This window comes from Deltaproteobacteria bacterium, assembly GCA_019309545.1.
Classification (GTDB): domain Bacteria; phylum Desulfobacterota; class Desulfobaccia; order Desulfobaccales; family Desulfobaccaceae; genus Desulfobacca_B.
In genome coordinates this window covers 43066-63425 of the sequence record JAFDGA010000002.1, presented here as the reverse complement: position 1 = coordinate 63425, position 20360 = coordinate 43066, and the positions used below count along the sequence as shown (strand labels likewise).

At 54.6% G+C, this 20360-nt stretch carries 19 protein-coding genes and 1 other RNA gene; 7 read left to right on the top strand and 13 right to left on the bottom strand.

Features of this window, described 5'->3' with window-relative positions:
* Positions 1-15: 15 nt before the first annotated feature.
* The 10 genes from lptB to JRG72_00930 form a co-directional block, all read right to left on the bottom strand.
* Complete coding sequence (lptB, locus tag JRG72_00975) at positions 16-756, bottom strand: LPS export ABC transporter ATP-binding protein (GenBank protein ID MBW2133793.1); 741 nt, start codon at positions 754-756, stop codon at positions 16-18.
* Between the two features lie 13 nt (positions 757-769).
* Positions 770-1402 carry a hypothetical protein gene (locus JRG72_00970; protein ID MBW2133792.1) on the bottom strand — a complete coding sequence of 211 codons (633 nt, stop codon included), beginning with the start codon at positions 1400-1402 and terminating at the stop codon, positions 770-772.
* Positions 1369-1956, bottom strand: a complete 588-nt coding sequence (gene lptC, locus JRG72_00965; protein MBW2133791.1) for an LPS export ABC transporter periplasmic protein LptC — start codon at positions 1954-1956, stop codon at positions 1369-1371. Before lptC ends, JRG72_00970 begins: the two co-directional genes overlap by 34 nt.
* A gap of 189 nt (positions 1957-2145) precedes the next feature.
* On the bottom strand, positions 2146-2676 hold the full coding sequence (locus JRG72_00960) for an HAD-IIIA family hydrolase (GenBank protein MBW2133790.1): 531 nt from the start codon (positions 2674-2676) through the stop codon (positions 2146-2148).
* Complete coding sequence (gene kdsA, locus JRG72_00955) at positions 2673-3509, bottom strand: 3-deoxy-8-phosphooctulonate synthase (protein ID MBW2133789.1); 837 nt, start codon at positions 3507-3509, stop codon at positions 2673-2675. The genes JRG72_00960 and kdsA overlap by 4 nt, the downstream gene beginning before the upstream one ends.
* A 3-nt stretch (positions 3510-3512) precedes the next feature.
* Positions 3513-5171: a CTP synthase gene (locus tag JRG72_00950; protein MBW2133788.1), complete on the bottom strand. Its 1659-nt coding sequence runs from the start codon at positions 5169-5171 to the stop codon at positions 3513-3515.
* A 309-nt stretch (positions 5172-5480) separates the two neighbouring features.
* Positions 5481-5742, bottom strand: an RNA gene (gene ffs, locus JRG72_00945) — signal recognition particle sRNA large type.
* Between the two features lie 21 nt (positions 5743-5763).
* Positions 5764-6048, bottom strand: coding sequence for an integration host factor subunit beta (locus JRG72_00940; protein ID MBW2133787.1), 285 nt, complete (start codon positions 6046-6048; stop codon positions 5764-5766).
* A 241-nt stretch (positions 6049-6289) separates the two neighbouring features.
* Entirely contained in the window at positions 6290-8968 is a 2679-nt protein-coding gene (locus JRG72_00935; protein ID MBW2133786.1) for a 1-acyl-sn-glycerol-3-phosphate acyltransferase, read from the bottom strand.
* A 365-nt stretch (positions 8969-9333) separates the two neighbouring features.
* Entirely contained in the window at positions 9334-11055 is a 1722-nt protein-coding gene (locus JRG72_00930) for an FAD-dependent oxidoreductase (protein MBW2133785.1), read from the bottom strand.
* Positions 11056-11339: 284 nt separating this feature from the next.
* Between JRG72_00930 and JRG72_00925 the strand changes: the two genes are divergently transcribed.
* From JRG72_00925 to JRG72_00910, 4 genes are read left to right on the top strand one after another with little or no spacing between them, the layout of a single operon-like run.
* Complete coding sequence (locus tag JRG72_00925; protein ID MBW2133784.1) at positions 11340-11933, top strand: D-sedoheptulose 7-phosphate isomerase; 594 nt, start codon at positions 11340-11342, stop codon at positions 11931-11933.
* On the top strand, positions 11930-12886 hold the full coding sequence (locus JRG72_00920; GenBank protein MBW2133783.1) for a hypothetical protein: 957 nt from the start codon (positions 11930-11932) through the stop codon (positions 12884-12886). The genes JRG72_00925 and JRG72_00920 overlap by 4 nt, the downstream gene beginning before the upstream one ends.
* A gap of 1 nt (position 12887) precedes the next feature.
* Positions 12888-13265: a hypothetical protein gene (locus tag JRG72_00915; protein MBW2133782.1), complete on the top strand. Its 378-nt coding sequence runs from the start codon at positions 12888-12890 to the stop codon at positions 13263-13265.
* 60 nt (positions 13266-13325) lie between these two features.
* Positions 13326-13550 (top strand): zinc ribbon domain-containing protein, encoded by a 225-nt coding sequence (locus JRG72_00910; GenBank protein MBW2133781.1) that lies wholly within the window; start codon positions 13326-13328, stop codon positions 13548-13550.
* A 65-nt stretch (positions 13551-13615) separates the two neighbouring features.
* Here JRG72_00910 and JRG72_00905 read toward each other — a convergent pair whose 3' ends face one another.
* Entirely contained in the window at positions 13616-14734 is a 1119-nt protein-coding gene (locus JRG72_00905; GenBank protein ID MBW2133780.1) for a cysteine desulfurase, read from the bottom strand.
* A 110-nt stretch (positions 14735-14844) separates the two neighbouring features.
* Between JRG72_00905 and ppsA the strand changes: the two genes are divergently transcribed.
* The 3 genes from ppsA to JRG72_00890 all read left to right on the top strand — a co-directional run bounded on the left by ppsA (position 14845) and on the right by JRG72_00890 (position 18578).
* Complete coding sequence (gene ppsA / locus JRG72_00900; GenBank protein ID MBW2133779.1) at positions 14845-17310, top strand: phosphoenolpyruvate synthase; 2466 nt, start codon at positions 14845-14847, stop codon at positions 17308-17310.
* Between the two features lie 119 nt (positions 17311-17429).
* Complete coding sequence (locus JRG72_00895) at positions 17430-18041, top strand: 1-acyl-sn-glycerol-3-phosphate acyltransferase (GenBank protein MBW2133778.1); 612 nt, start codon at positions 17430-17432, stop codon at positions 18039-18041.
* 36 nt (positions 18042-18077) lie between these two features.
* Positions 18078-18578 carry a flavodoxin gene (locus JRG72_00890; protein MBW2133777.1) on the top strand — a complete coding sequence of 167 codons (501 nt, stop codon included), beginning with the start codon at positions 18078-18080 and terminating at the stop codon, positions 18576-18578.
* A gap of 46 nt (positions 18579-18624) precedes the next feature.
* Here JRG72_00890 and thiD read toward each other — a convergent pair whose 3' ends face one another.
* Both thiD and JRG72_00880 read right to left on the bottom strand, forming a co-directional pair.
* Positions 18625-19980 (bottom strand): bifunctional hydroxymethylpyrimidine kinase/phosphomethylpyrimidine kinase, encoded by a 1356-nt coding sequence (gene thiD, locus JRG72_00885; protein MBW2133776.1) that lies wholly within the window; start codon positions 19978-19980, stop codon positions 18625-18627.
* A gap of 227 nt (positions 19981-20207) precedes the next feature.
* Positions 20208-20360, bottom strand: coding sequence for a hypothetical protein (locus tag JRG72_00880; GenBank protein ID MBW2133775.1), 153 nt, complete (start codon positions 20358-20360; stop codon positions 20208-20210).

The following is a 20360-nucleotide window of genomic DNA, read 5'->3' as shown; positions in this document are numbered from 1 at the left end:
AAGCCATCAAATTTATTATAACCTAAAAGATTCTCCTAAGTAAATCTTTTTAGCCAACTCACTTGCCACAATGTCCTCGGGGGGACCTTCTTCCAGAATTACACCTTCATGGAGAATATAAGCCCGATCACAGATTCCCAGGGTCTCGCGGACATTGTGATCTGAAACCAGGATCCCCAGGCCCCGCGCCTTGAGCTGGACAATGATGTTTTTGATGTCGTTTAAGACCACCGGGTCAATGCCAGCAAAAGGTTCGTCTAACAGAATGAACCGGGGTGAGGTTACCAGGGCCCGGGTAATCTCCACCCGCCGCCGTTCACCGCCAGAGAGGGAATCTGCCCGGTTCTGAGCCAGATGGGTAATTTTTAACTCGCCCAACAATTCCTGCAGACGGTGTTGACGGACATCGTTATCCATCTCCAGGGTCTCCAGAATGGCCATGATGTTCTCGGCCACGGTCAACTTCCGAAATACCGAAGGCTCCTGGGGGAGATACTGGACCCCTTTGCGGGCCCGGAGATAGATGGGCAAAGACGACAGGTCTTCCTCATCCAAAAAGATCCCCCCACTATCGGGTTTGAGGATGCCGACGATCATATAAAAAGTGGTGGTCTTACCAGCCCCGTTAGGACCCAAAAGCCCGACAATCTCTCCACTCTTGACCTGGATGGAGACCTCGTTAACTACAGTCCGGCTGCCAAAACTTTTGGTCAGTTTCTGGGTATACAGTTGATGCCGCTCTCTTATTTCGGCCATTTTCGGATCTGGATTAAGGTTTGGGTTTCCCGGGTAAAGTGGTTTTCGCTGAGGGATAGACGATAGCCTCGACCCGCTTTTGGGGGGCTCCTTCGACCACCGCTCTATTTTCTTTCAGATAAAAAGTAATCTTTTCCCCTTTCAGGTGGTTTTCTCCCTGCCAGAGTTGGGGATGCCCCAACAGCACCACCTTTTCTTCATCTTTGTAATAAATCGCCTGGTCGCCGGTGGCCACTTTATCCTCTTGGACCATACGGACATGACCCCGAGCCTCAATTCTGGAGATCTTTTCGATCCCGACCGCGTCAAGCGGAGATTCCCCCTCCGCCGCGGCGGGCTTTTCAGAAGTAGCTCGGGTTACCGGGGCCGCTGGCTTGTCTTTGGTCTCATAAAAAATTTTCAGCACATCGCTATAAAGAATCATATCCTTATAGCGAGCCACTACCTCACCCATAAAGGTAACTTCCTGGCGAGGGTGGTCGGCTTCCAGCCGCGCCGCGGTGATGTTGAGGGGAAAGTCCCCTTCCGGCTCGGGAGATTTTTGAGCGTCTACCGCGCCGGCTGCAGCTAGACCCAGAACCAGGCCCAGAATAATCCACCAACAGCGTCGGGCTAGCGCCTCCCTATTTTTTCGGGAAAACGACATCGGGTTAATAAGTGCTCCGTTAATACCAACTTCTTGTTATCTAGTTCAACTCTGAGATCCCTACCCTTCACCTCTATCTGGGGCCCTTCAATGTCTACCGCGCCGGTGGCGAGCAAAACTCGCTTTTTCGGGATATAGCTCACTTCAGGCGCAGTGAACCGATAATCTGCCAACCGGACTTGAACTTCCCCTTCCAGGGTCAACTGCCGAGTTTTGGTATTAATATAGCCGATATTGCCGATTAAGGTAATATTGCCGCCCTCTTTCCAGAAAACCTCAACTCGGACGTCGGTCAAGCGGATCAAATTCTGGTCTTTTAAGTAATCAGCCTGTTTGGCTACCAGGGTCCATTTCTTGTCCCCCTCTTCGATTTCGGTAAGCCGGATTGCTTCCATATGGGACGGCTGTTTCAGAGCAGAGGTGGGCGACGTCACGGTTTTTTCCCCTGGTTGGGGCCTGATCAGGGTCCACCAACCCAATGCCAACCCCCCCACCATAATCAATAATATGGCTCGTCTGATCCCTTTCCTGGCCAGCCACTTGTTTTTGTCCATTTTTAATAAAATATCATATCGGTTAGGGTTATTATATTGTCTTCTGACCAGCTCTGTAAAGGATAATCTGGAGATGTTGAACCGGGAGTAAGTGGACCTGTGGCCTTTCCTGTCCTTGTCCCAAGATATTACTCCGAGAATTTAAAAGGGTAATTTGAGGGGAGGGCCAGGGGACCACCGGCAATAGGCTTAGTCGATTAATTGATTCCAGAAACCCTGGGCTTTGAGGAGCAATTCGCAGACCTCCCGGACCGCGCCCCGACCTCCCGGGAAGGAGGTCACCCAGTGGGCCGCGGTCTGGACTTCCGGCACCGCGTCGGCTACAGCGATGGCCAGGCCCACCCGCCGGAACAGGGCCAGGTCAACCAGATCATCGCCCATCGCCGCCACCTGTTGCGGCTCTAGTTTGAGCAATTCCAGGAGTTCTTGGAGAATGGCGATTTTGTCCCGCACCGCCTGGAAAATCCGGGTGATACCCAGATCCCGGGCCCGATGGTTGACCACCTCAGAGTGCCGGCCGGTGATCAGGGCCACTTCAATTCCCATCCGCTGGGCCAGTTTGATGCCGTGGCCATCCCGGACATGGAAGAACTTGATCTCCTGGCCCGAGTCAGTATAAATGATCCGCCCATCGGTGAGCACCCCATCCACATCCAGCAGCAGCAGGCGAATATGGCGGGCCTGCTCCCAAACCGCGGTGGGGTACTCCAGGGGCTTCATTCTGACTCTTTTCTCTGTTGCTGTTGAAAATTATGCAGTTCTTGGAGATGCCGCCACAGGCGGAACACCTGGTTCAGAGGCAGGGAGTTGGGGCCGTCGCAGCGGGCCTGCTCCGGGTGGGGGTGCACTTCCATAAACAGGGCATCGACTCCGACCGCCACCGCGGCCTGGGCCAGGTAAGGGATGAATTCCCGCTGGCCGCCTGAAGCGCTACCTTGCCCGCCGGGTAACTGCACGCTATGGGTAACATCCATCACCACCGGATAGCCCAGGGTACGCAAAATGGGCAGACTGCGAAAATCCACCACCAAATTATTATAGCCGAACAGGGTGCCCCGTTCGGTAAGCATCAGGTGGTGATGGCGAAGAGCAGTGATTTTCTCTACCACCGGGGCCATGTCCCAGGGGGCCAGGAACTGGCCTTTTTTGATATTGAGGGGTTTGCCGGTCCCAGCCGCGGCCTGCAGGAGATCGGTCTGCCGGCATAAGAAGGCCGGGATTTGGAGTACATCCAGGACCTGAGCAGCCGGCTCCACCTGCCATACTTCATGCACATCGGAAATCACCGGCAGGCCTACCTCTTCTTGCACCCGGGCCAGGAGTTCCAGACCAACGGCCAACCCCGGCCCGCGGTAGGATGATGCGGAGGTCCGGTTAGCCTTGTCAAAGGAGGCCTTGAAGATTAAAGGGAGAGACAATCGTTGGGCATAGTCTTTAAGCGTCCAGGCGATCTCCAGAGTCAGCGCAGCGGATTCAATGACGCAGGGACCGGCGATCAGAACCAGGTCACCGTTGCCCACCAGAAAATCCGCGACCGGCACGCAATGACCCATAGCTCAGATAAAACTCTCGGCGGAAGCCTGCCGGTGCTTGAATTCCAGACAGGCCCGGATGAAATCGCTAAACAACGGATGGGGATGCATCGGCCGGGATTTGAATTCCGGGTGGAATTGACATCCGAGAAACCAGGGATGATCCTTGAGCTCAATGATCTCGACCAGTTCGCCGTTAGGGGAAGTGCCGCTGATCACCAGGCCCTTTTCCACTAACATCTGCTTAAATTGATTATTAAACTCATATCGGTGGCGGTGGCGTTCCAGCACCTCTGCCGCCCCATAGGCCCGGGCGGCTAGATTGCCGTTTTTCAGGATGCAAGGATAGGCCCCCAGCCTCATAGTGCCACCTTTGTCGCAGGAGGGATCACGACGACAGATGGCCTGGCGTCGATAATCAAACCACTCGCGCATCAGATAGATGACGGGATAGGGCGACTGGGGGTCGAACTCCTCGCTCTGGGCTCCGGCCAGGCCATTGACGTGGCGGGCGAATTCGATCACCGCCAACTGCATACCCAGACAGATGCCCAGAAACGGCACCCGCTGTTCCCGGGCATACCGGATGGCGCTGATTTTGCCTTCGACCCCGCGGTAGCCAAAGCCCCCCGGCACCAGGATGCCATGCAGATGGCCCAGCAGGGCTTCCGGTCCCTCCCGCTCCAGGGTCTCGGCATCAATATAGTTCAGGTGGGTGGCCGCCTGGTGGGCCAGGCCACCATGCACCAAGGCCTCATGCAGGCTCTTATAAGATTCCTGGAGATTGACATATTTGCCAATAATGCCCACCTCTACTGTATCCGTAGGGTTTTTGATCCGATCCACCAACTCCTGCCAAGTCTCTAAGCGGGGGGCTCGGGTCCAGATATTCAGGGTCTCGACAATCCGTTCATCCAGGCCTTCCTGGTTCAGGTTCAGAGGGATTTCATAGATGCTGTCAACATCCTGAGCAGTGATGACCGAATCGGGCTCGACGTTGCAGAACAGGGCGATCTTGGCCTTGATCTCCTTGGACAGAACCTTTTCCGTGCGGCACAGAATGATGTCCGGCTGGATACCGATGCTGCGCAGTTCCTTGACGCTGTGCTGGGTCGGTTTGGTTTTGACTTCGCCCGCGGTTTTGATATAGGGCACCAGGGTCAGATGTATATAGCAGACATTCTGCTTGCCAATGTCATTCTTGAATTGGCGGATGGCCTCTAAAAAAGGCAGGCTTTCAATGTCTCCGACGGTGCCACCGATCTCAACAATAGCAACATCAACATTGGTGGCAAAACTCAGAATGGCCTGCTTGATTTCATCAGTAATGTGAGGGATGACCTGGACCGTGCCGCCCAAATAGTCGCCCCGCCGTTCCTTATTGATCACGTTATAATAGATCTTCCCGGTGGTATAGTTATTCTCCTGGCACATGGTGACCGTGGTATAGCGCTCATAATGACCCAGATCCAGGTCGGTTTCGGCCCCATCCTCAGTAACAAAGACTTCGCCGTGTTGGAAGGGGTTCATGGTTCCCGGGTCAACGTTGATATAGGGATCAAGCTTCTGAAAACTGACCTTGAGGCCCCGGCTTTCCAGCAAGGCCCCGATGGCCGCGGCCGCCACCCCTTTTCCCAAAGAGGATAACACCCCACCGGTGATAAAAATAAACTTGGTCTTCATTGCAAGAACTCTGTCTGACCTCCGGGCTGCAATCATTGTCCCGGAGTCCAAAGCTGCTTTAGTATACTGCGCTTGGTCCAAATGTCAAGATACTGAACTTCCTGCCTTTTTACGATCAAAAAACCAGGGTCTCAGTGTAGACTCTCCTCATCCCCAGCGGTAATAGTAAATCAAGGCGGATTCATCCGCCCAATTGATCAACCAATAAGGAAGGTTAATTATTTTTGAAAATATGCTGGCAGTTTTCGGTCCAACCTTCTGGGGGGTAAAGCAAATGTTGGTTTGAAAAGGTTTGCGAAAATTAACTGGCCGTGCACCCTCCATCGAACTCGCCATTGCTCGGGCTGTGGCAAAGGGGTTTCGGATTAGCATCCGCCACGACACGCACTGCCTTGCTTACCGCTGCTTCCTCCCGGACCTGACGGGGTTCACAAGCGTCCGTTGCGTGGGGTCCAACCCCCCGCCTTTGTCCACAGATGCCGAACAACGCTGCAATCCTCTGAGAGGGGATTCAACCCCGCTAAAGCGGTTTTCGGGTTACAGGGCACCGCTAGCTCCCCGTCTAGCACGGCCAGACTTTAACCACTACCGGTTACTTATCCGGGCTGTCAACCCGTTCTTTCAGTTCTTTGCCCACCTTGAAGAAAGGTAGTTTCTTTTCACCTACTTCGATGATCTCACCGGTTTTGGGATTGCGGCCTTGATAGCCCTCGTAGCTCTTGACTTTAAAACTGCCGAAGCCGCGGATTTCAATGCGTTCGTTTTCTACCAGAGCTTCGGTCATATTTTCAAACAGGGTATTGACCACCATCTCGGCCTTTTTAAGGGTCAGCCCCTCGGCTTTTGCCAGTCCCTCGATGAGTTGCGACTTATTCATACGACCATTACTCCCACCGGAAAAAATCAGCCTGATTACGTTTGCCTGTTTCCAGATCCAAAGGACTACTCAGATCTAGCCCATCGGAACCATTTTCTTAATCAATTTAATAATAAACGATATCGGTAGTCAGGTAAAGAAAAAAGTTTGGAGGATTTTTTAATCTGGGTCTGGACGTGGTTAATCACCCCGGTCAAGCCATAAAGCCCCAGTCGCCTCAAATCCACTATCCGGGCCAGGTTCAACGCTTTAAGAACCGGGCCAGTTGGCGGCCGTAGTATTCTTTGGCGTCCTCGTCCTCCGGGCGGCTGAATGTTGGCAGCTTCTTGCCTTCCCGGGCCTTTTTGAGGATGACCCCTTTTTCCCCGAAAAGTTTCAGAGAGTTACGGAAATTAACATCAGACAGGGCCTCTGCCCGTTCGACTTCGCCGACCTTACTCAATTTGTTGCCGATGGAATGGATGCGCTTCAAGAACTCGCGTTCGTTGCGGGGCCGTTTTTTGAGATATTTGATCGACCGCAATACGATCCAATACGATTCCAGATAGTTATGCAGCAGATTGGCAAAATAGGCCAGTTCCTTGAGGCCGGGAGCGGACAGGGTGTAGGGCGAGCTTTCCCGGGGGATGCTGGCAATTACCCCCCGCTGGGAAAAATAGGCCAGCATGCGGTCGACATTGGCCTCCGGACTACCACCGTCGTAGACAAATTCATATTTGAAAAAGTCCATCAAGAAGCAGTAATCCTCGATAATTTGATCACGGGTAAACTCAAATCCCTGGGTAGCCAGAATGGACATGGCCACCAGAGAGGCTGGCAGGAAAAAATGAATGATATTATTCTTATAATACTCTAACAGCGGCCGTTTGCTTTCGTCGATGCTATAGCCTCCCAGCCCCAATTCGTCAGCCAATTCCTCCTCTTTTTCAATAGGCGTAATCAGCTTGCGAGATTCGCACAAAGCCAGGGTATCTTCGACGGCCTGGGGGAGATTGGTCAGGGTCTCAGCCAGGGGAATGTCTTGATCAACCAAATAATCATGGAAAACCTCAATAATCCGAAGCAGTTCGCGACGATAGACTCCTTTGCGGGGATAAGTCAGCAACGCCGCACAGACCAGGGAGAAGGGGGTAACCACGGAGATGCGATTGATGGACTGGATAATGGTAAAGGCCAGGTCCTGACTGATGGCCCGGCGTTCGTCATCGGTGAGCATCCGGTCGCACAACTGGCGCTGGGCCAGATAGTCTTTGAAGGAGAGGGGGTCGCTGAATTGGATGTAGACCCGGCCATAGCGTTTTTTGAGCAATTTACCCATACCCAACAGTTGGCGAACCGATTCGGTTTTTTTCTGAGAGCCGCTCAGCTCCTTAAGATAGGCCTTCTCTTCGATGACCTGGTCATAACCGATGAAGGTGGGAAGAAAAATCAGGTCCTGGGTAGCCCCCTCCTGGGCAGTCTGGAGGATCATGTTCAACAATCCCAACTGCGGCAAGACTAATTTGCCGGTGCGGCTGCGCCCCCCCTCAATAAAGAATTCCAGATTGTAGCCTTCTTTGACCAAGGTCTTGAGATAAGTGCTGAAGACTTTGGCGTAGAGCTTAGCGCCGTGGAAGCGGCGCCGAATAAAAAAGGCCCCGGATTTCCGGAAAATGGTCCCCATGGGCCAGAAAGCCAGATTTTTCCCCGCGGCAGTGCGGGGGGGGTGAATATTGTTCTGATAGAGCAGATGGTTGAGAATCAAATAATCAGCATGACTTTTGTGACAGGGGACATAGACCAAGGTGCCATGCTGAGAAATTTCGCGAATCTTTTCCAAGCTTTCCTGATCCAGGGAGATACCGTCAAAGATGTTTTGCCAGACCCAGGTAAGCAGACGATCCATCAGATGGATGTAAAAAAGGTTGTAATCAGAAGCAATCTCGCGAAAATAACTCCGGGCGGTCTTCTTTATTTTGGAGAGCTTCTTGTTCTCTACTTCGGCCATATGTTCCATAAATTTGTTCAGACACGAGTCGGTCAGCGTGAGTTCCATTAACTCCTCGGATGACCTGATCACCGGACCGGTGATTACCCGCCGTTTCCGATCGATGCGGTCGATCAATTGCCGACGGATACCCTGGGCAATCTCGCTGAGAGGCAGAACCTGGTTGGCCGGCAAGGCCAGGACGTCCTGAAGATTTATCGGGTCGGCCACCTCGACTACCGCTTTTCGGGCCCGCAGGAAAAAAAGACCCAGTTTACGGAGCTTGCCCGGATTCTCACTGTCGCCAAAAAATAGTTGCATCAGTCCCTTGGATTCGCGGCTCGGTTCGCGGCCGTATAATATCATCTGGGGAATCAGGAAGATCGGAAAGGACAGCTCTTGCTGAAGTTCCAGAAGATGACGCAGAGGATCTTCCTTGGGTTTAAAAAACCGCTGCCGAAAGCCGACTTGGTCTACTAAGAACAAAAGCGCCGACATCCGTTGTTCCAAAATCCATTTGTAGTAACCATCCCGATAGGGATTAGGCCAGGCATGGCGTTTAGTAAAATAATTGAGGGCTGCCGAGATAATCTGAATAAGGTGAGAAAGCGGCTGCCAGATCCACAGGTTGAGGTTGAAAGCCACTTCGGGGTGGGGGGCTCCAGTTTGCCGATAACGCCGGTTAAAAAAAAGGAAATCCAGATGACTGCGATATTTTAAAGCATAAACCACCGCGCCCCGTTGGCCCAACTCGCGAAGCCGCTCCACCTGCCGTTGATTAAGCTTTACCCGGCTGAAAAACGGGTCCAGGGTAAATCGCAACAAGATTCCGGGGCGACTGGGGAGATAACCGTAAAAGTGATATTCCTTACCACTGAATAATTTGCTGAACCAGGCTTTGAGGCGGACGGTCCAGCCTAACCGGGGTTTTTGCTGGTCTTCCCGATCATCCATGGGAATCCTCTGCATAGTTTCGTGTTGTGAGTTATAAGTTTTGAGTTAATATTGTATATGCCCAGGCACTAAACTTGAAACAAAAACTGACTTTTCTGATATCTGGCGGTGTTATCCGACCTGGCAAGTGAATAACCGTCGCCTAGCCCAGCCCGGCTGGTTCCGGCCTGGAGACGGCTAATCCGCCTGAGGAAAGTTGCCAGGACAAAGATAGTATTCGGTTTTCGGTTTCTTCCTAATAAATATTAACAATATCCACAGATTAGTTTTGATTCCGGGGCCACCCGAAACTAAACCTGGTATTATCAGCCCCCAGCATTTATTAAAACAAACAACTAAAACTAAGAACTAACAACTGTAAATAATCATTCCTCGGCCAGCAGATCGATCCCGGCCTTTTTCAGGGCTGCCATACCCCCCTGCAGATTCTCACTACCCGTAATCCCGGCATGGTCCAGAATAATCTGAGATTCATAAGAGCGCATCCCCGCATTACAGATCAGAATCAATTTTTGATCCCGGGGCACCTCGGCCAGGCGATCCCGCAACTGTCCCTGGGGGATATTGACCCACTGCGGCCCCCACTTTTCTACCAGAGGATTAGCATTATCCGGTTCCCGGATATCCAGGAAAGTCACCCCGGCCTCTGACCGATTTTTCCAGATTGACAGGAAGTCATCCATTTTTAGCGGATGGTTTTTACCGGCCAGGATGTTTTTGGCGGTATTGGCAGCGGCATTTAAGATATCCATGGCCGCGGCAAAGGGTGGGGCATAGGCGAGCTCCAGGTTGGACAGATCATCCAGGGTCGGCCTGAACTTCAACATGGCCGCCACCGCGTCGATCCGGGCTTTTACCCCTTGTCCCATGGGACCCACTGCCTGCAGCCCTAAAATCCGCTGGGTGGGGCGATCAACCACCAACTGCAGATACATCAACTCCTGGCCGGGGTAGAAATGGGCCCGGTCGGCCTGCGAAACCAGGGTCTCGAAGGCGTCAAAACCTTCGCTCCGGGCCACCCCCAGGGTCAGGCCGGTGCAGCCGACGCTGAGCTCAAATAGCTTCATGATATAGGTGCCCACCACCCCCTCAAAAATTTCGTGACCGCCGTTCAGGTTGGTGCCAATCACCCGTCCTTGGCGGTTGGCAATCGACCCGGAAGGATAGTGAACCCTTTTACCGGTAAGCAAATGGTAATTTTCAATGCAATCCCCACCGGCATAGATGCAGGGATCGGAAGTCTGAAGGCGTTGATTGACTACAATGCCGCCGGTCGGGCCGACCAGCAACCCGGCTTCCTGGGCCAGCCGGGAATTTGGCCGGACTCCCACCGCCATCACTACTAGGTCCGCCGGCAGTGTACGCTCCGAGGTCACCACCCGGGCCACCCGGCCGTTGTCGGCCTCCAGACGTTGAACCTGCTCGCCACAATATACTTTTACTCCCTGAGACTCGATGTGGTTTTGGACCATCCGGGCCAGGGGCGAATCGATCAGGCCCGGCAACAGGTGCTCCTGAAGTTCCACTACTGCGGTCTCCAGACCCCAGAGTTCGGTGAAGGCCTCGGCCAGTTCCAGCCCGATGGCGCCGCCGCCGATGATCACCACCCGCTCGACTTCCCCCCGGGATACCGGCTCCCGGATGGCCTCTCCATCCCTGGGATTGGCCACGGTGAACACCCCAGCTAAGTCTGCTCCAGCAATAGGTAAACGCACCGGGAAACTGCCGGTGGCCAACACCAACTGATCGTAGTCCTGATGATAAGTTTCCTCTGAGGCCAAATTCTGGAGACACACCGTTTTCTGGGCCCGGTCAATGGCCAGGGCCCGGGTCCGGGTGCGGACCTCAACCCCCTTGCATCCCGCGAAAAATCTGGCATCCCGCACCAGATGAAAACTGGTGGACATCAACTCTTTTATATCCGATACATCTCCGGAAATATAATAAGGCAGGCCACAGCCGCCGTAAGAAATCAGTTCGGCCTGGTCTACCATGATTACTTGAGCCTCAGGATCGAGGCGCTTGGCCCGGCAAGCAGCCTTGGGTCCAGCGGCCACCGCTCCGATAATGACAATCTTTTTTCCCATTGTCAGCCTCCTGAACCACCTTGCAAAAGCCTGATTATCTCCGTTTGAGGTTTTATCAATCAATAAAGGAATTGTCAAACCGGTAATGGCAAGTCGGAAGCGGGGCCGCGGGCAACTGGAAATCTCTGCAAAAACGATTAGATTGTTGACCGTTGGCCGGAAAACAGGTATGGTAAAAAATCTTGATCTGATCATAGACAAGGCTCGACTAAGGTTTGTAGTCCTCTCCAGATCTTGCCAGGCTGATGGCATGATCACAAAGCTTAATTGAGTAGGATAAAATTATGTTACTGGAGGCCCGAGTTAAAGAGTTTTTCGCCGACTCGGTGCGGTTGAAAACCCGCTTTGTCGAAGAACAGGCCCATCTGGTGGTCGAGGCTGCTCAGTTGTTGGCTGCCGCCTTGCAGGCAGGGCATAAAATCCTGATTTTTGGCAATGGGGGCAGCGCTGCCGATGCCCAGCATCTGGCGGCCGAATTTGTCAACCGCTTTCGGATTGAACGCCCCCCACTGGCCGCCCTGGCGCTGACTACCGATAGCTCGATCCTGACCAGCATCGGCAACGATTACCATTTCAACGACATTTTTGTCAAACAGATCATGGCCCTGGGCCAGCCCGGAGACGTAGCCTGGGGGATCAGCACCAGTGGCTTCTCCCCTAATGTCGTGGCCGCCTTGGAAGTAGCCCGGCAACAGGGCTTGAAGACCATTGCGGTTACCGGCCGGGACGGTGGCCCCCTGGCCCCCCTGGCCGATGTGGCCCTGATAGTGCATTCTAATGATACCCCCCGCATCCAGGAGGTGCATCTCACCATCGGCCACGTGCTGTGCGAACTGGTGGATCAATTAATGTTTCCTAATCATTGTGCGGCAGGATAAAAGTGGCGGAAAAAATATCTCCTCTATCTCTGGAAGGCATTGAGACTTACAGTCTGAAAGAGCGGCCCTCCAAGGTCAGTCAGCAGGACTTCGGCCAGCCCTGGAGCCGGGGTCAATCATTTAAGGATTTTATTGAAAAACTGCCGCACCTTCTGGCCGCCCAAGAACTCCGGGAGTTAGCCGCTAGCTGGGTGCAGGCCCGTCGCCAGGATAACCTGGTGCTATTAGGCTTCGGCGCCCACGTCCTCAAGGTGGGTTTAAGCCCGGTGGTCATTGATCTGATGCACCGCAATCTTCTGTCGGGGCTGGCCCTCAATGGCGCCGGCATTATTCACGATGCGGAAATCGCCATGGTGGGCCGCACCTCTGAAGATGTCGGGCAGGAATTGGGGACCGGCCGCTTTGGCATGGCCGAAGAGACCGCCAACTTCCTCAACGCCGCCATTAACTGGGGCGCGGCCCAGGGCCTGGGTCTGGGAGAGGCCGTGGGCCAGAGGCTGCTGGAGGCCGGCTGGCCCTTCAACCATCTCAGCGTGCTGGCCTGTGCCGCCGAAATCGAGGTGCCGGTAACCGTGCATGTGGCCCTGGGAACCGATATCATTCATATGCATCCCTCAGTTGACGGGGCCGCGGTAGGAGCCGCCAGTCACCGGGATTTCCGCCTGTTCGCAGCTCTGGTCAGCCGCCTGTCAGGAGGACTATACCTCAATCTGGGGTCGGCGGTGGTGCTGCCGGAGGTCTTTCTCAAGGCTCTGTCCCTGGCCCGCAACCTGGGCCACCTGGTGGAGCCGCTGACCACCGCCAACCTCGACTTTATCCAGCATTACCGGCCGCTGATCAACGTGGTCCGCCGGCCCACCCAAGCGCACGGCAAAGGTTATGCCCTGACCGGACACCATGAGATCATGTTTCCATTGCTGGCCGCTTTGGTAGTGGAGGAGTGGGGAGACTGACATGCCCCAAAAGATCAGCATCACTGCTGGAGAACTCCAACTGAATGGCGAGTTAAACGACTCCCCCACGGCCCAGGCCATTGCCAGCGTCCTGCCCCTGCAAGGCACTGCCCTGACTTGGGGGGAGGAAATCTATTTCGCCATACCGGTAATGGCGGAGCTGGATGATACTGCGGTCGAGCTGGTGGAAAGGGGCGATCTGGGATACTGGCCCCAGGGCCGGGCCTTGTGCCTGTTTTTTGGCCCCACGCCGATCAGCGGACCGGGGGAAATCCGCCCGGCTAGCGCCGTTAATCGGGTCGGCCGGATGTTTGGTGGGATCCACAGCTTGAAACAGGTGCAAGCCGGTATTATAATAAAAGTTGATAAAGTTGGATGAAATTAAGCATGGTCAATTAATTGAATCTGATCTCATAAATCAAAGGAGAACCAATAAAAAATGCCTATCTTTGAATATCGCTGCCGTAACTGTGGCAAGGTCTTTGAGCAACTGGTGTTTGGTAATGACCCCGCCGTCGAATGTCCTGAATGCCATCTGACTGATGTCGAAAAACTGATGAGCGCCTGCGCCGCCAAGGTCGGCTTCAAATTTACCTCTACCTCCACGAGCGGCGGTTCCTGTGCCGGCTGCACCGCCACCAGCTGTAGCAGCTGCGCACGTTAATCCTCTACTGAGTGATGTCATTAACCCCCTCTCCCTATAGGGAGAGGGGGTTAATGACTATACTTTTAAATATCCCGCACCCTTTGCCCAATCATCATCGCGGCCTGGTCCACCTCGGATTCAGTGGTGTAGCGGCCGACGCTGAGGCGCAGCGCCCCCCGGCCGACTTCCGGGCTGACCCCCATGGCAGCCAAGACATGCGACAGTTTGACTTCCGGGCCATGGCAGGCGGCCCCGGTGGAAGCCGCCAGTTCCGACAGGCCGGACAGGATCTCGGCTCCATTTAACCCTGGAAATGAGACATTGAGGGTGTTGGGCAGCCGTTCCGTCCCCGGCCCGTTCAGCACCAGTTTGGGGAACTCCTCCTGCAGTCGCTGATGGAGTCGGTCCCGCAGATGCTTGAGGTGGGTCTGATCCTGACCCAGGCGAGTTTGAACCAACTCAGCGGCAATTCCCAAGGCCACGGCAAAGATGACATTCTCCGTGCCCGAACGCCGCCCGCCCTCCTGGCCGCCACCGTGAATCAAGGGAGTGAAGTGGCAACCGGTTCGGATATACAAAGCACCGATGCCTTTGGGGGCATAAAATTTGTGGCCCGCCAGGGTAAGAAAATCGACCCCCAGGTCATCGACGCGGACGGGAATCTTGCCGACGCTTTGGGCCGCGTCGGTGTGGCACCAGACTCCGGCCTCGCGGGCCACCGCGCTGATCTCGGCCAGCGGCTGAATGGCACCGGTTTCGTTATTGGCATGCATCACACTGATTAGAATGGTCCGGGCGGTCAAGGCCCGGCGGATGTCATCCGGATCCACCAGCCCCCGGCTGTCTACTGGCACAAAGGTAACTTCAAAACCCTGCTCCAGTAAAAACAGGCAAGGGTTCAATACCGCGGGATGCTCAATCTGGGTGGTGATCAGATGGTTGCCCCGAGCAGCCAAATGGTGCGCCACCCCTTTGAGCACGGTATTGTTGGCTTCGCTGGCACAGCTTAAAAAGACCAGTTCCTGGGGCTGGCAACCTAACAGGTTGGCCACCTGCTGGCGAGCCTGTTCTACAGCACCCCGGGCCCGTTGGCCGAGGGCATAGGCACTGCTGGGATTGCCGAATTCTGTGATATACTTTTTAAGCCCCGCCGTCACTTCCGGGGCGATGGGCGTGGTGGCGTTGTTATCTAAATAGATCATGGTGCACCCACAGGGGTAATTTATTGACACTATAAATCAGTTTATGATAATTTTGAAGTTACTGTTAAATAATCTCGGCGATTACAGCTGGTATCGGGAGGGAGGCCTTCATGGTGGTAAAGGAAGAAAAATTTATTCTCTGGTTTGATGAGATCGGTATCAATGACGTACCGCTGGTCGGAGGGAAAAATGCCTCCTTGGGCGAGATGATCAAAAACCTGTCGGCCAAAAATATCCTGGTGCCCAATGGTTTTGCCATTACCGCCGAGGCCTATCGTTACTTTCTGAAAACCGCGGGTATTGAGAAGAGCATCCGCCAGATTCTGGACGGTCTGGATACCAGCGACATGAACGATCTCATCCGCCGGGGTAAGCGGGTGCGGGACGTGATTTTAGCCGCCAACTTACCTTCGGCTTTGGTCGCCGAGATCGGTAAGGCTTACGAGGAGTTGGAAGACCTTTACGGCCAGTCCGGAGCGGATGTGGATGTGGCCGTGCGGTCCTCGGCTACCGCGGAGGATTTACCGGATGCTTCTTTCGCGGGCCAGCAAGAAACGTTTCTCAATGTGCGGGGCAAGGTCTCCTTAATCCAGGCGGTGAAGAAATGCTTTGCTTCGCTGTTTACCAACCGAGCCATCAGTTACCGTCACGATAAGAGTTTTGATCAGTTTGACGTGGCTCTCTCAGTCGCCGTGCAAAAGATGGTCCGCTCCGACTCCGCCTGCTCGGGGGTGATATTCTCCATTGATACCGAAACCGGGTTTAAAGATACCGTCTATATTACCGGCAGCTATGGTTTGGGCGAAACCGTAGTTCAGGGGCAGGTCACCCCGGATGAATTTTATGTTTTCAAACCAACCCTCAAAATGGGTAAGCGGGCCATTGTCAGTAAAAAGTTGGGAGACCACAACATTAAAATGGTCTATACCACGGATGAGACCCGGCCGGTGCGCACCATTGCCACTACCGAGGAAGAACGCAACCGCTATGTCCTGACAGATGATGAAATTCTTACTTTGGCCCGCTGGGCCTGTATCATTGAAGACCACTATACTCAGCAGACCGGGGTCTACCGGCCGATGGACATTGAGTGGGCCAAAGATGGGGACGGCAAATTAGTCGGCTCGGGACAGCTCTTTATTGTCCAGGCCCGCCCGGAGACCGTGCATGCCCAACGGGATTTTAGTGTCCTGGAAACCTATGCCTTAAAAGAACGCGGCCCGATAATCACTTCAGGCCAGGCTGTTGGTTCCAAGATAGGCCAGGGTAAAGCCCACATTATCGAAACCGCCGCCCATATCGCCCAGTTTCGCAAAGGCGAAGTCCTGGTTACCGATATGACCGACCCGGATTGGGAACCGATCATGAAAATAGCGGCGGCCATTGTCACCAACCGGGGCGGCCGCACCTGCCATGCTGCCATTGTTTCGCGCGAGTTAGGCATTCCTTGTGTGATCGGCACTGACAACGGTTCCCGGGTTATTGCGGAAGGGGCGGAAATTACGGTATCCTGCTCCGAAGGCGAAACCGGCTATGTTTATGAGGGCTTGTTGCCTTACGAGGTCGAACGTCTGGATTTAAAAGCTCTGCCTCCTACCCGGACCAAGATCATGATGAATGTCGGTATTCCCGAGAAGGCCTTCATGGACGGGCAAATCCCCAACGACGGGGTCGGTCTGGCCAGGCTAGAATTCATCATCAACTCCCATATCGGTATTCATCCGCTAGCTCTGATCCACTATAATCGATTGAAAGAACAGGCCGAAAACGATACCCGGCTAGCCCAAGAAATTGCCAAGATCGATGAACGGACCAAAATGTACGAAGACAAGGCAGAGTTTTTCATCGATCGCCTCTCCCAGGGAATCGGTCGCATCGGCGCGGCCTTTTATCCCAATGATGTCATTGTTCGCTTGTCGGATTTCAAAACCAATGAATATGCCAATCTGATCGGGGGCTATTTGTTCGAACCGGAAGAAAGCAACCCGATGATCGGCTGGCGCGGCGCCTCGCGTTACTATGATGAAAAATATAAACCTGCCTTCGGTCTGGAGTGCCAGGCCTTTCTCCGGGCTCGGGAAGATATGGGGCTCACCAATATTAAAGTAATGGTGCCTTTCTGTCGGACCCCGGAAGAGGGTCGCCGGGTTATTGAGGTGATGCGTGAATATGGCCTGGTACAGGGCGAAAATAATCTGGAAATCTATGTCATGTGCGAGATTCCCAGTAATGTCATCCTGGCCGAGGAATTTGCCCAGGTCTTTGATGGCTTCTCCATCGGCTCTAATGACCTCACCCAGCTGGTGCTAGGGTTAGATCGGGATTCCGATCTGATCAGCCACCTGTTTGATGAACGGCATCCGGCAGTCAAACGCATGGTGGCCCAGGTTATTGAAATGGCCCACAAATACGACCGTAAAATCGGCATCTGCGGTCAGGCCCCTAGCGATTACCCGGAATTCGCTACCTTCCTGGTGGAATGCGGCATTGATTCCATCAGCCTCACCCCTGACACTGTGGTCAAGACCAAGCTAGAGATCGCCAAGAAGGAAAAAGAACTGGGGATTACTCCCTGACGGATTCCCAACTGGCTGAGAGAGTTGGCAGTACTCGGGGTTGCTGATTTGGGTCTTGATCGGGCAAAATTTTAACCACTGAGACACCGAGAAGGCACCACCGGACCGGAGTAATAAGTTTGCCTTTGCTGAATCAGCTTTCGACCCCTTTCTACAACCTGAGCCGCCAGCTGGCTGATTTTACCTTTGGGCGATTCTATCGTCTCGAAATCACTGGCCAGCAACACTGGCTTCCCACCGGGCCGGCCATCTTGTGCCCCAAACACCAGCGCTGGGAAGACATTCCCGTTGTGGGACTGGCCTTTTCCTCACCGCTTTACTATATCGCCAAAGTAGAGTTGTTCCGACATCCCGGGCTGCGGCGACTGATGTTGGCCCTGGGCGGAGTGCCGCTGGATCGCACCCGACCTCAGGCCACACTCTCCTCGTTCCGCTATCTGGAATATCTTCTCCATCAGCGGCAATACCTAGTGCTATTCCCGGAAGGTACCTATATCAAGGGCCGGGTGGGACCGGGCAAACACCGGCTGATCCAACTGCTGCTAAGATTGCAGAACCGCGACGGCCTCTCGCCATTACCCTTCCTGCCGGTGGGTATCGCTTATCAGCCCCAACCGCCCGGTTATCGGGTCCGGGTGCAGCTTGGCCCTCCTGTTTACGCTCCCGGCCCGGCCCAGGCCCGAGAGCTGACCCAGACCCTGATGGCCCAGATCGACCAGCTTTCCAAATAATTAATGACCTCAAGACTTAAAACCAGGGAGTACCTCATGAAGATTCTCAATCTCTTTTTTTCAGCTACCGGCAACACCGCCAAAGTGGCCCAGACCATAACAGATACCCTCCAACAAGCCGGGCACCAGGTGGAAACAGCAAAAATCACCAAGGACATGGATTTGGATGTGCTGGCTTATGATTTTATCTTAGTGGGCTCGGGAGTCTATGAATGGCTGCCCGGACAGCCGCTGATCGATCTGTTTACCAAACTCCGCCGCGGCTACGCCGAACAGGGGGAGATCAAACCCGCGGCCCCGCGTCGGGCCGGGAAGAAAGTGGTGGTCTATTGTACCTACGGCGGTTGTCACACCGGCATCAACGAAGCCATCCCGGCGGTCAAGTACATGGGGCAATTATTTGAGCACCTCGGTTTTGATATCGTAGGGGAGTGGTACCTAGTAGGCGAATATCATCCCGACAAGTATAAAGAGATGTCAATCAGAGGGCGACTAGGCGATATTCGCGGCCGGCCCCACGAAGCCGATCTTCGTTAAGTCGCTGAAAAGGTGAAGGGCATATTGCAGGTCTAATTTACTGGCTTTAACCGGCCATCCCCGCGGCCTGCAGAGCCTGGTTGAGGGCAAGGACCTTTTCGGCGACGCTGATTGGATCTGGACCTAAGACCCGAATCATCGGTTCCTTGCCCCACTCGCCTCGGTCATAAATGAGATCTGCGGCCGGTTCCCCCGGCTTCAGTACCGAGGCCACCCCCCAGGCCAGGGTACTGCCTTCTTTGGCTTTAATATCAGGCGGTTCGTGGGACCGGTCAAAGCTGGCCACCTTAAAATGGAGCAACGGCGCTAGCCGCTCCACTTCTTCAAAAAAACGGATATTCATGGCGGCCCGGAGCTGGGGATGGGTGCGGAGCGCGGTCAGGATCACCGCAGCAATATGACGGGAGGCCCCGAACTCAGGCGCGCGGGGAATGATCAGTCCCTGGGGGCCTTTTAGGATGCGTCCTGGAAAGGCGGCGACATCTGAAGGGCCTGCAGCGAAAAGCGTGGCGTAACCTAAATTGCTCTGGACCTCGGGAATCAGGGTTTCGATGCCCCCGGCCTGGAGCCACGAGGCCGCGGCCGCCAGTTGCTGCAGCACGCGATAACGGTCCAACTCCCGGGCAAAGGGCGCGTAGGGATTGACCGGCCCCCGGCCCCGCCCCAAAGACAGTCCATAGATAATGGCCTGCGCCACCAGCTCACGGGCCTGATTTACCGCCTCCGGCAAGGCCAGTCCTTGGGCCAGCATAGTGGCCAAAGCCGTGGCGAGGGCGCAGCCACTGCCATGGGTATGCGTTTGGGACTGACGCACGCCCGGTAAGCGGTAACAATTAACCCCATCAAAGAGGACATCCACCGGCTCCCCCGGCAAATGCCCGCCGGTGACCAGCACCCATTGGGCACCCTGTTGGTGCAAAGCTTGGGCCGCGGCCTCCATCCCGGCCACATCATGGACCTCGAGCCCGGTAAGGCTGGCGGCTTCGGCCAAATTGGGGGTGACCAGGGTGGCCAAAGGCAGCAATTCCTCTTTGAGGACCTCTACCCCGACCGGTGCCAGCAAGGGGCTGCCGTCAGTGGCTGCCAGCACCGGGTCTAAGATAACGATGGGTACCTCTGCTTCCCGCAGTTTGGCGGCGACCACCCGGACAATATCCTCATTAGCCAGCATCCCGATTTTTACCGCGTCCACCCGAATATCTCCCAGGACTGCCTCCAGTTGGTCGGCGACCACCAAGGCCGCCACCGGATGCATGGCCTGCAGCCCCATGGTGTTCTGCACGGTAAGGGCGGTCACCACGGTCAGGCCATAGGCGCCCAATAGGGTGGCCACCTTCAGGTCCTGCTGCACCCCGGCCCCGGCACTGGGATCTGAACCGGCAATGATCATCACATTTTTCATAATCTTATTCTTTATTTATTAATCAAAGGAACAGACCCGTCCCGCTTGCGTAGGGGCGGGTTACCCCGCCCCTATCCCAGTTAATTTGGAAGGAGGGCCGGGGGACCGACGGCCCCCCTCTCCCAAGTCAGGTTTTCCTGGCTCCATTTTTTTTATCTCGGTGCTTATGCTCTGCTCCCCAATTTGATCCTTCCCTCTCCAGATGGTAAAAACTCAATAGAGTAACCTTAAGACCGGCGTGGTGGGATGGCGGCTCCGCAAAATTTACATTTCACTGCTTTAGGTCTATCCCGGGCGGGCACAATCTGATCCCGGTGGCATTGGGGACAGGTGCGTTTCAGACCCAGAATCACACTCAGCATGGCTAGGAATGGGTTCAT

What these genes read in the sequence shown, in the direction of transcription:
- lptB (MBW2133793.1), bottom strand. Translation starts at nt 756, where the DNA reads ATGGCCGAAATAAGAGAGCGGCATCAACTGTATACCCAGAAACTGACC.
- JRG72_00970 (MBW2133792.1), bottom strand. Translation starts at nt 1,402, where the DNA reads ATGTCGTTTTCCCGAAAAAATAGGGAGGCGCTAGCCCGACGCTGTTGG.
- lptC (MBW2133791.1), bottom strand. Translation starts at nt 1,956, where the DNA reads ATGGACAAAAACAAGTGGCTGGCCAGGAAAGGGATCAGACGAGCCATA.
- JRG72_00960 (MBW2133790.1), bottom strand. Translation starts at nt 2,676, where the DNA reads ATGAAGCCCCTGGAGTACCCCACCGCGGTTTGGGAGCAGGCCCGCCAT.
- kdsA (MBW2133789.1), bottom strand. Translation starts at nt 3,509, where the DNA reads ATGGGTCATTGCGTGCCGGTCGCGGATTTTCTGGTGGGCAACGGTGAC.
- JRG72_00950 (MBW2133788.1), bottom strand. Translation starts at nt 5,171, where the DNA reads ATGAAGACCAAGTTTATTTTTATCACCGGTGGGGTGTTATCCTCTTTG.
- JRG72_00940 (MBW2133787.1), bottom strand. Translation starts at nt 6,048, where the DNA reads ATGAATAAGTCGCAACTCATCGAGGGACTGGCAAAAGCCGAGGGGCTG.
- JRG72_00935 (MBW2133786.1), bottom strand. Translation starts at nt 8,968, where the DNA reads ATGGATGATCGGGAAGACCAGCAAAAACCCCGGTTAGGCTGGACCGTC.
- JRG72_00930 (MBW2133785.1), bottom strand. Translation starts at nt 11,055, where the DNA reads ATGGGAAAAAAGATTGTCATTATCGGAGCGGTGGCCGCTGGACCCAAG.
- JRG72_00925 (MBW2133784.1), top strand. Translation starts at nt 11,340, where the DNA reads ATGTTACTGGAGGCCCGAGTTAAAGAGTTTTTCGCCGACTCGGTGCGG.
- JRG72_00915 (MBW2133782.1), top strand. Translation starts at nt 12,888, where the DNA reads ATGCCCCAAAAGATCAGCATCACTGCTGGAGAACTCCAACTGAATGGC.
- JRG72_00910 (MBW2133781.1), top strand. Translation starts at nt 13,326, where the DNA reads ATGCCTATCTTTGAATATCGCTGCCGTAACTGTGGCAAGGTCTTTGAG.
- JRG72_00905 (MBW2133780.1), bottom strand. Translation starts at nt 14,734, where the DNA reads ATGATCTATTTAGATAACAACGCCACCACGCCCATCGCCCCGGAAGTG.
- ppsA (MBW2133779.1), top strand. Translation starts at nt 14,845, where the DNA reads ATGGTGGTAAAGGAAGAAAAATTTATTCTCTGGTTTGATGAGATCGGT.
- JRG72_00890 (MBW2133777.1), top strand. Translation starts at nt 18,078, where the DNA reads ATGAAGATTCTCAATCTCTTTTTTTCAGCTACCGGCAACACCGCCAAA.
- thiD (MBW2133776.1), bottom strand. Translation starts at nt 19,980, where the DNA reads ATGAAAAATGTGATGATCATTGCCGGTTCAGATCCCAGTGCCGGGGCC.
- JRG72_00880 (MBW2133775.1), bottom strand. Translation starts at nt 20,360, where the DNA reads ATGAACCCATTCCTAGCCATGCTGAGTGTGATTCTGGGTCTGAAACGC.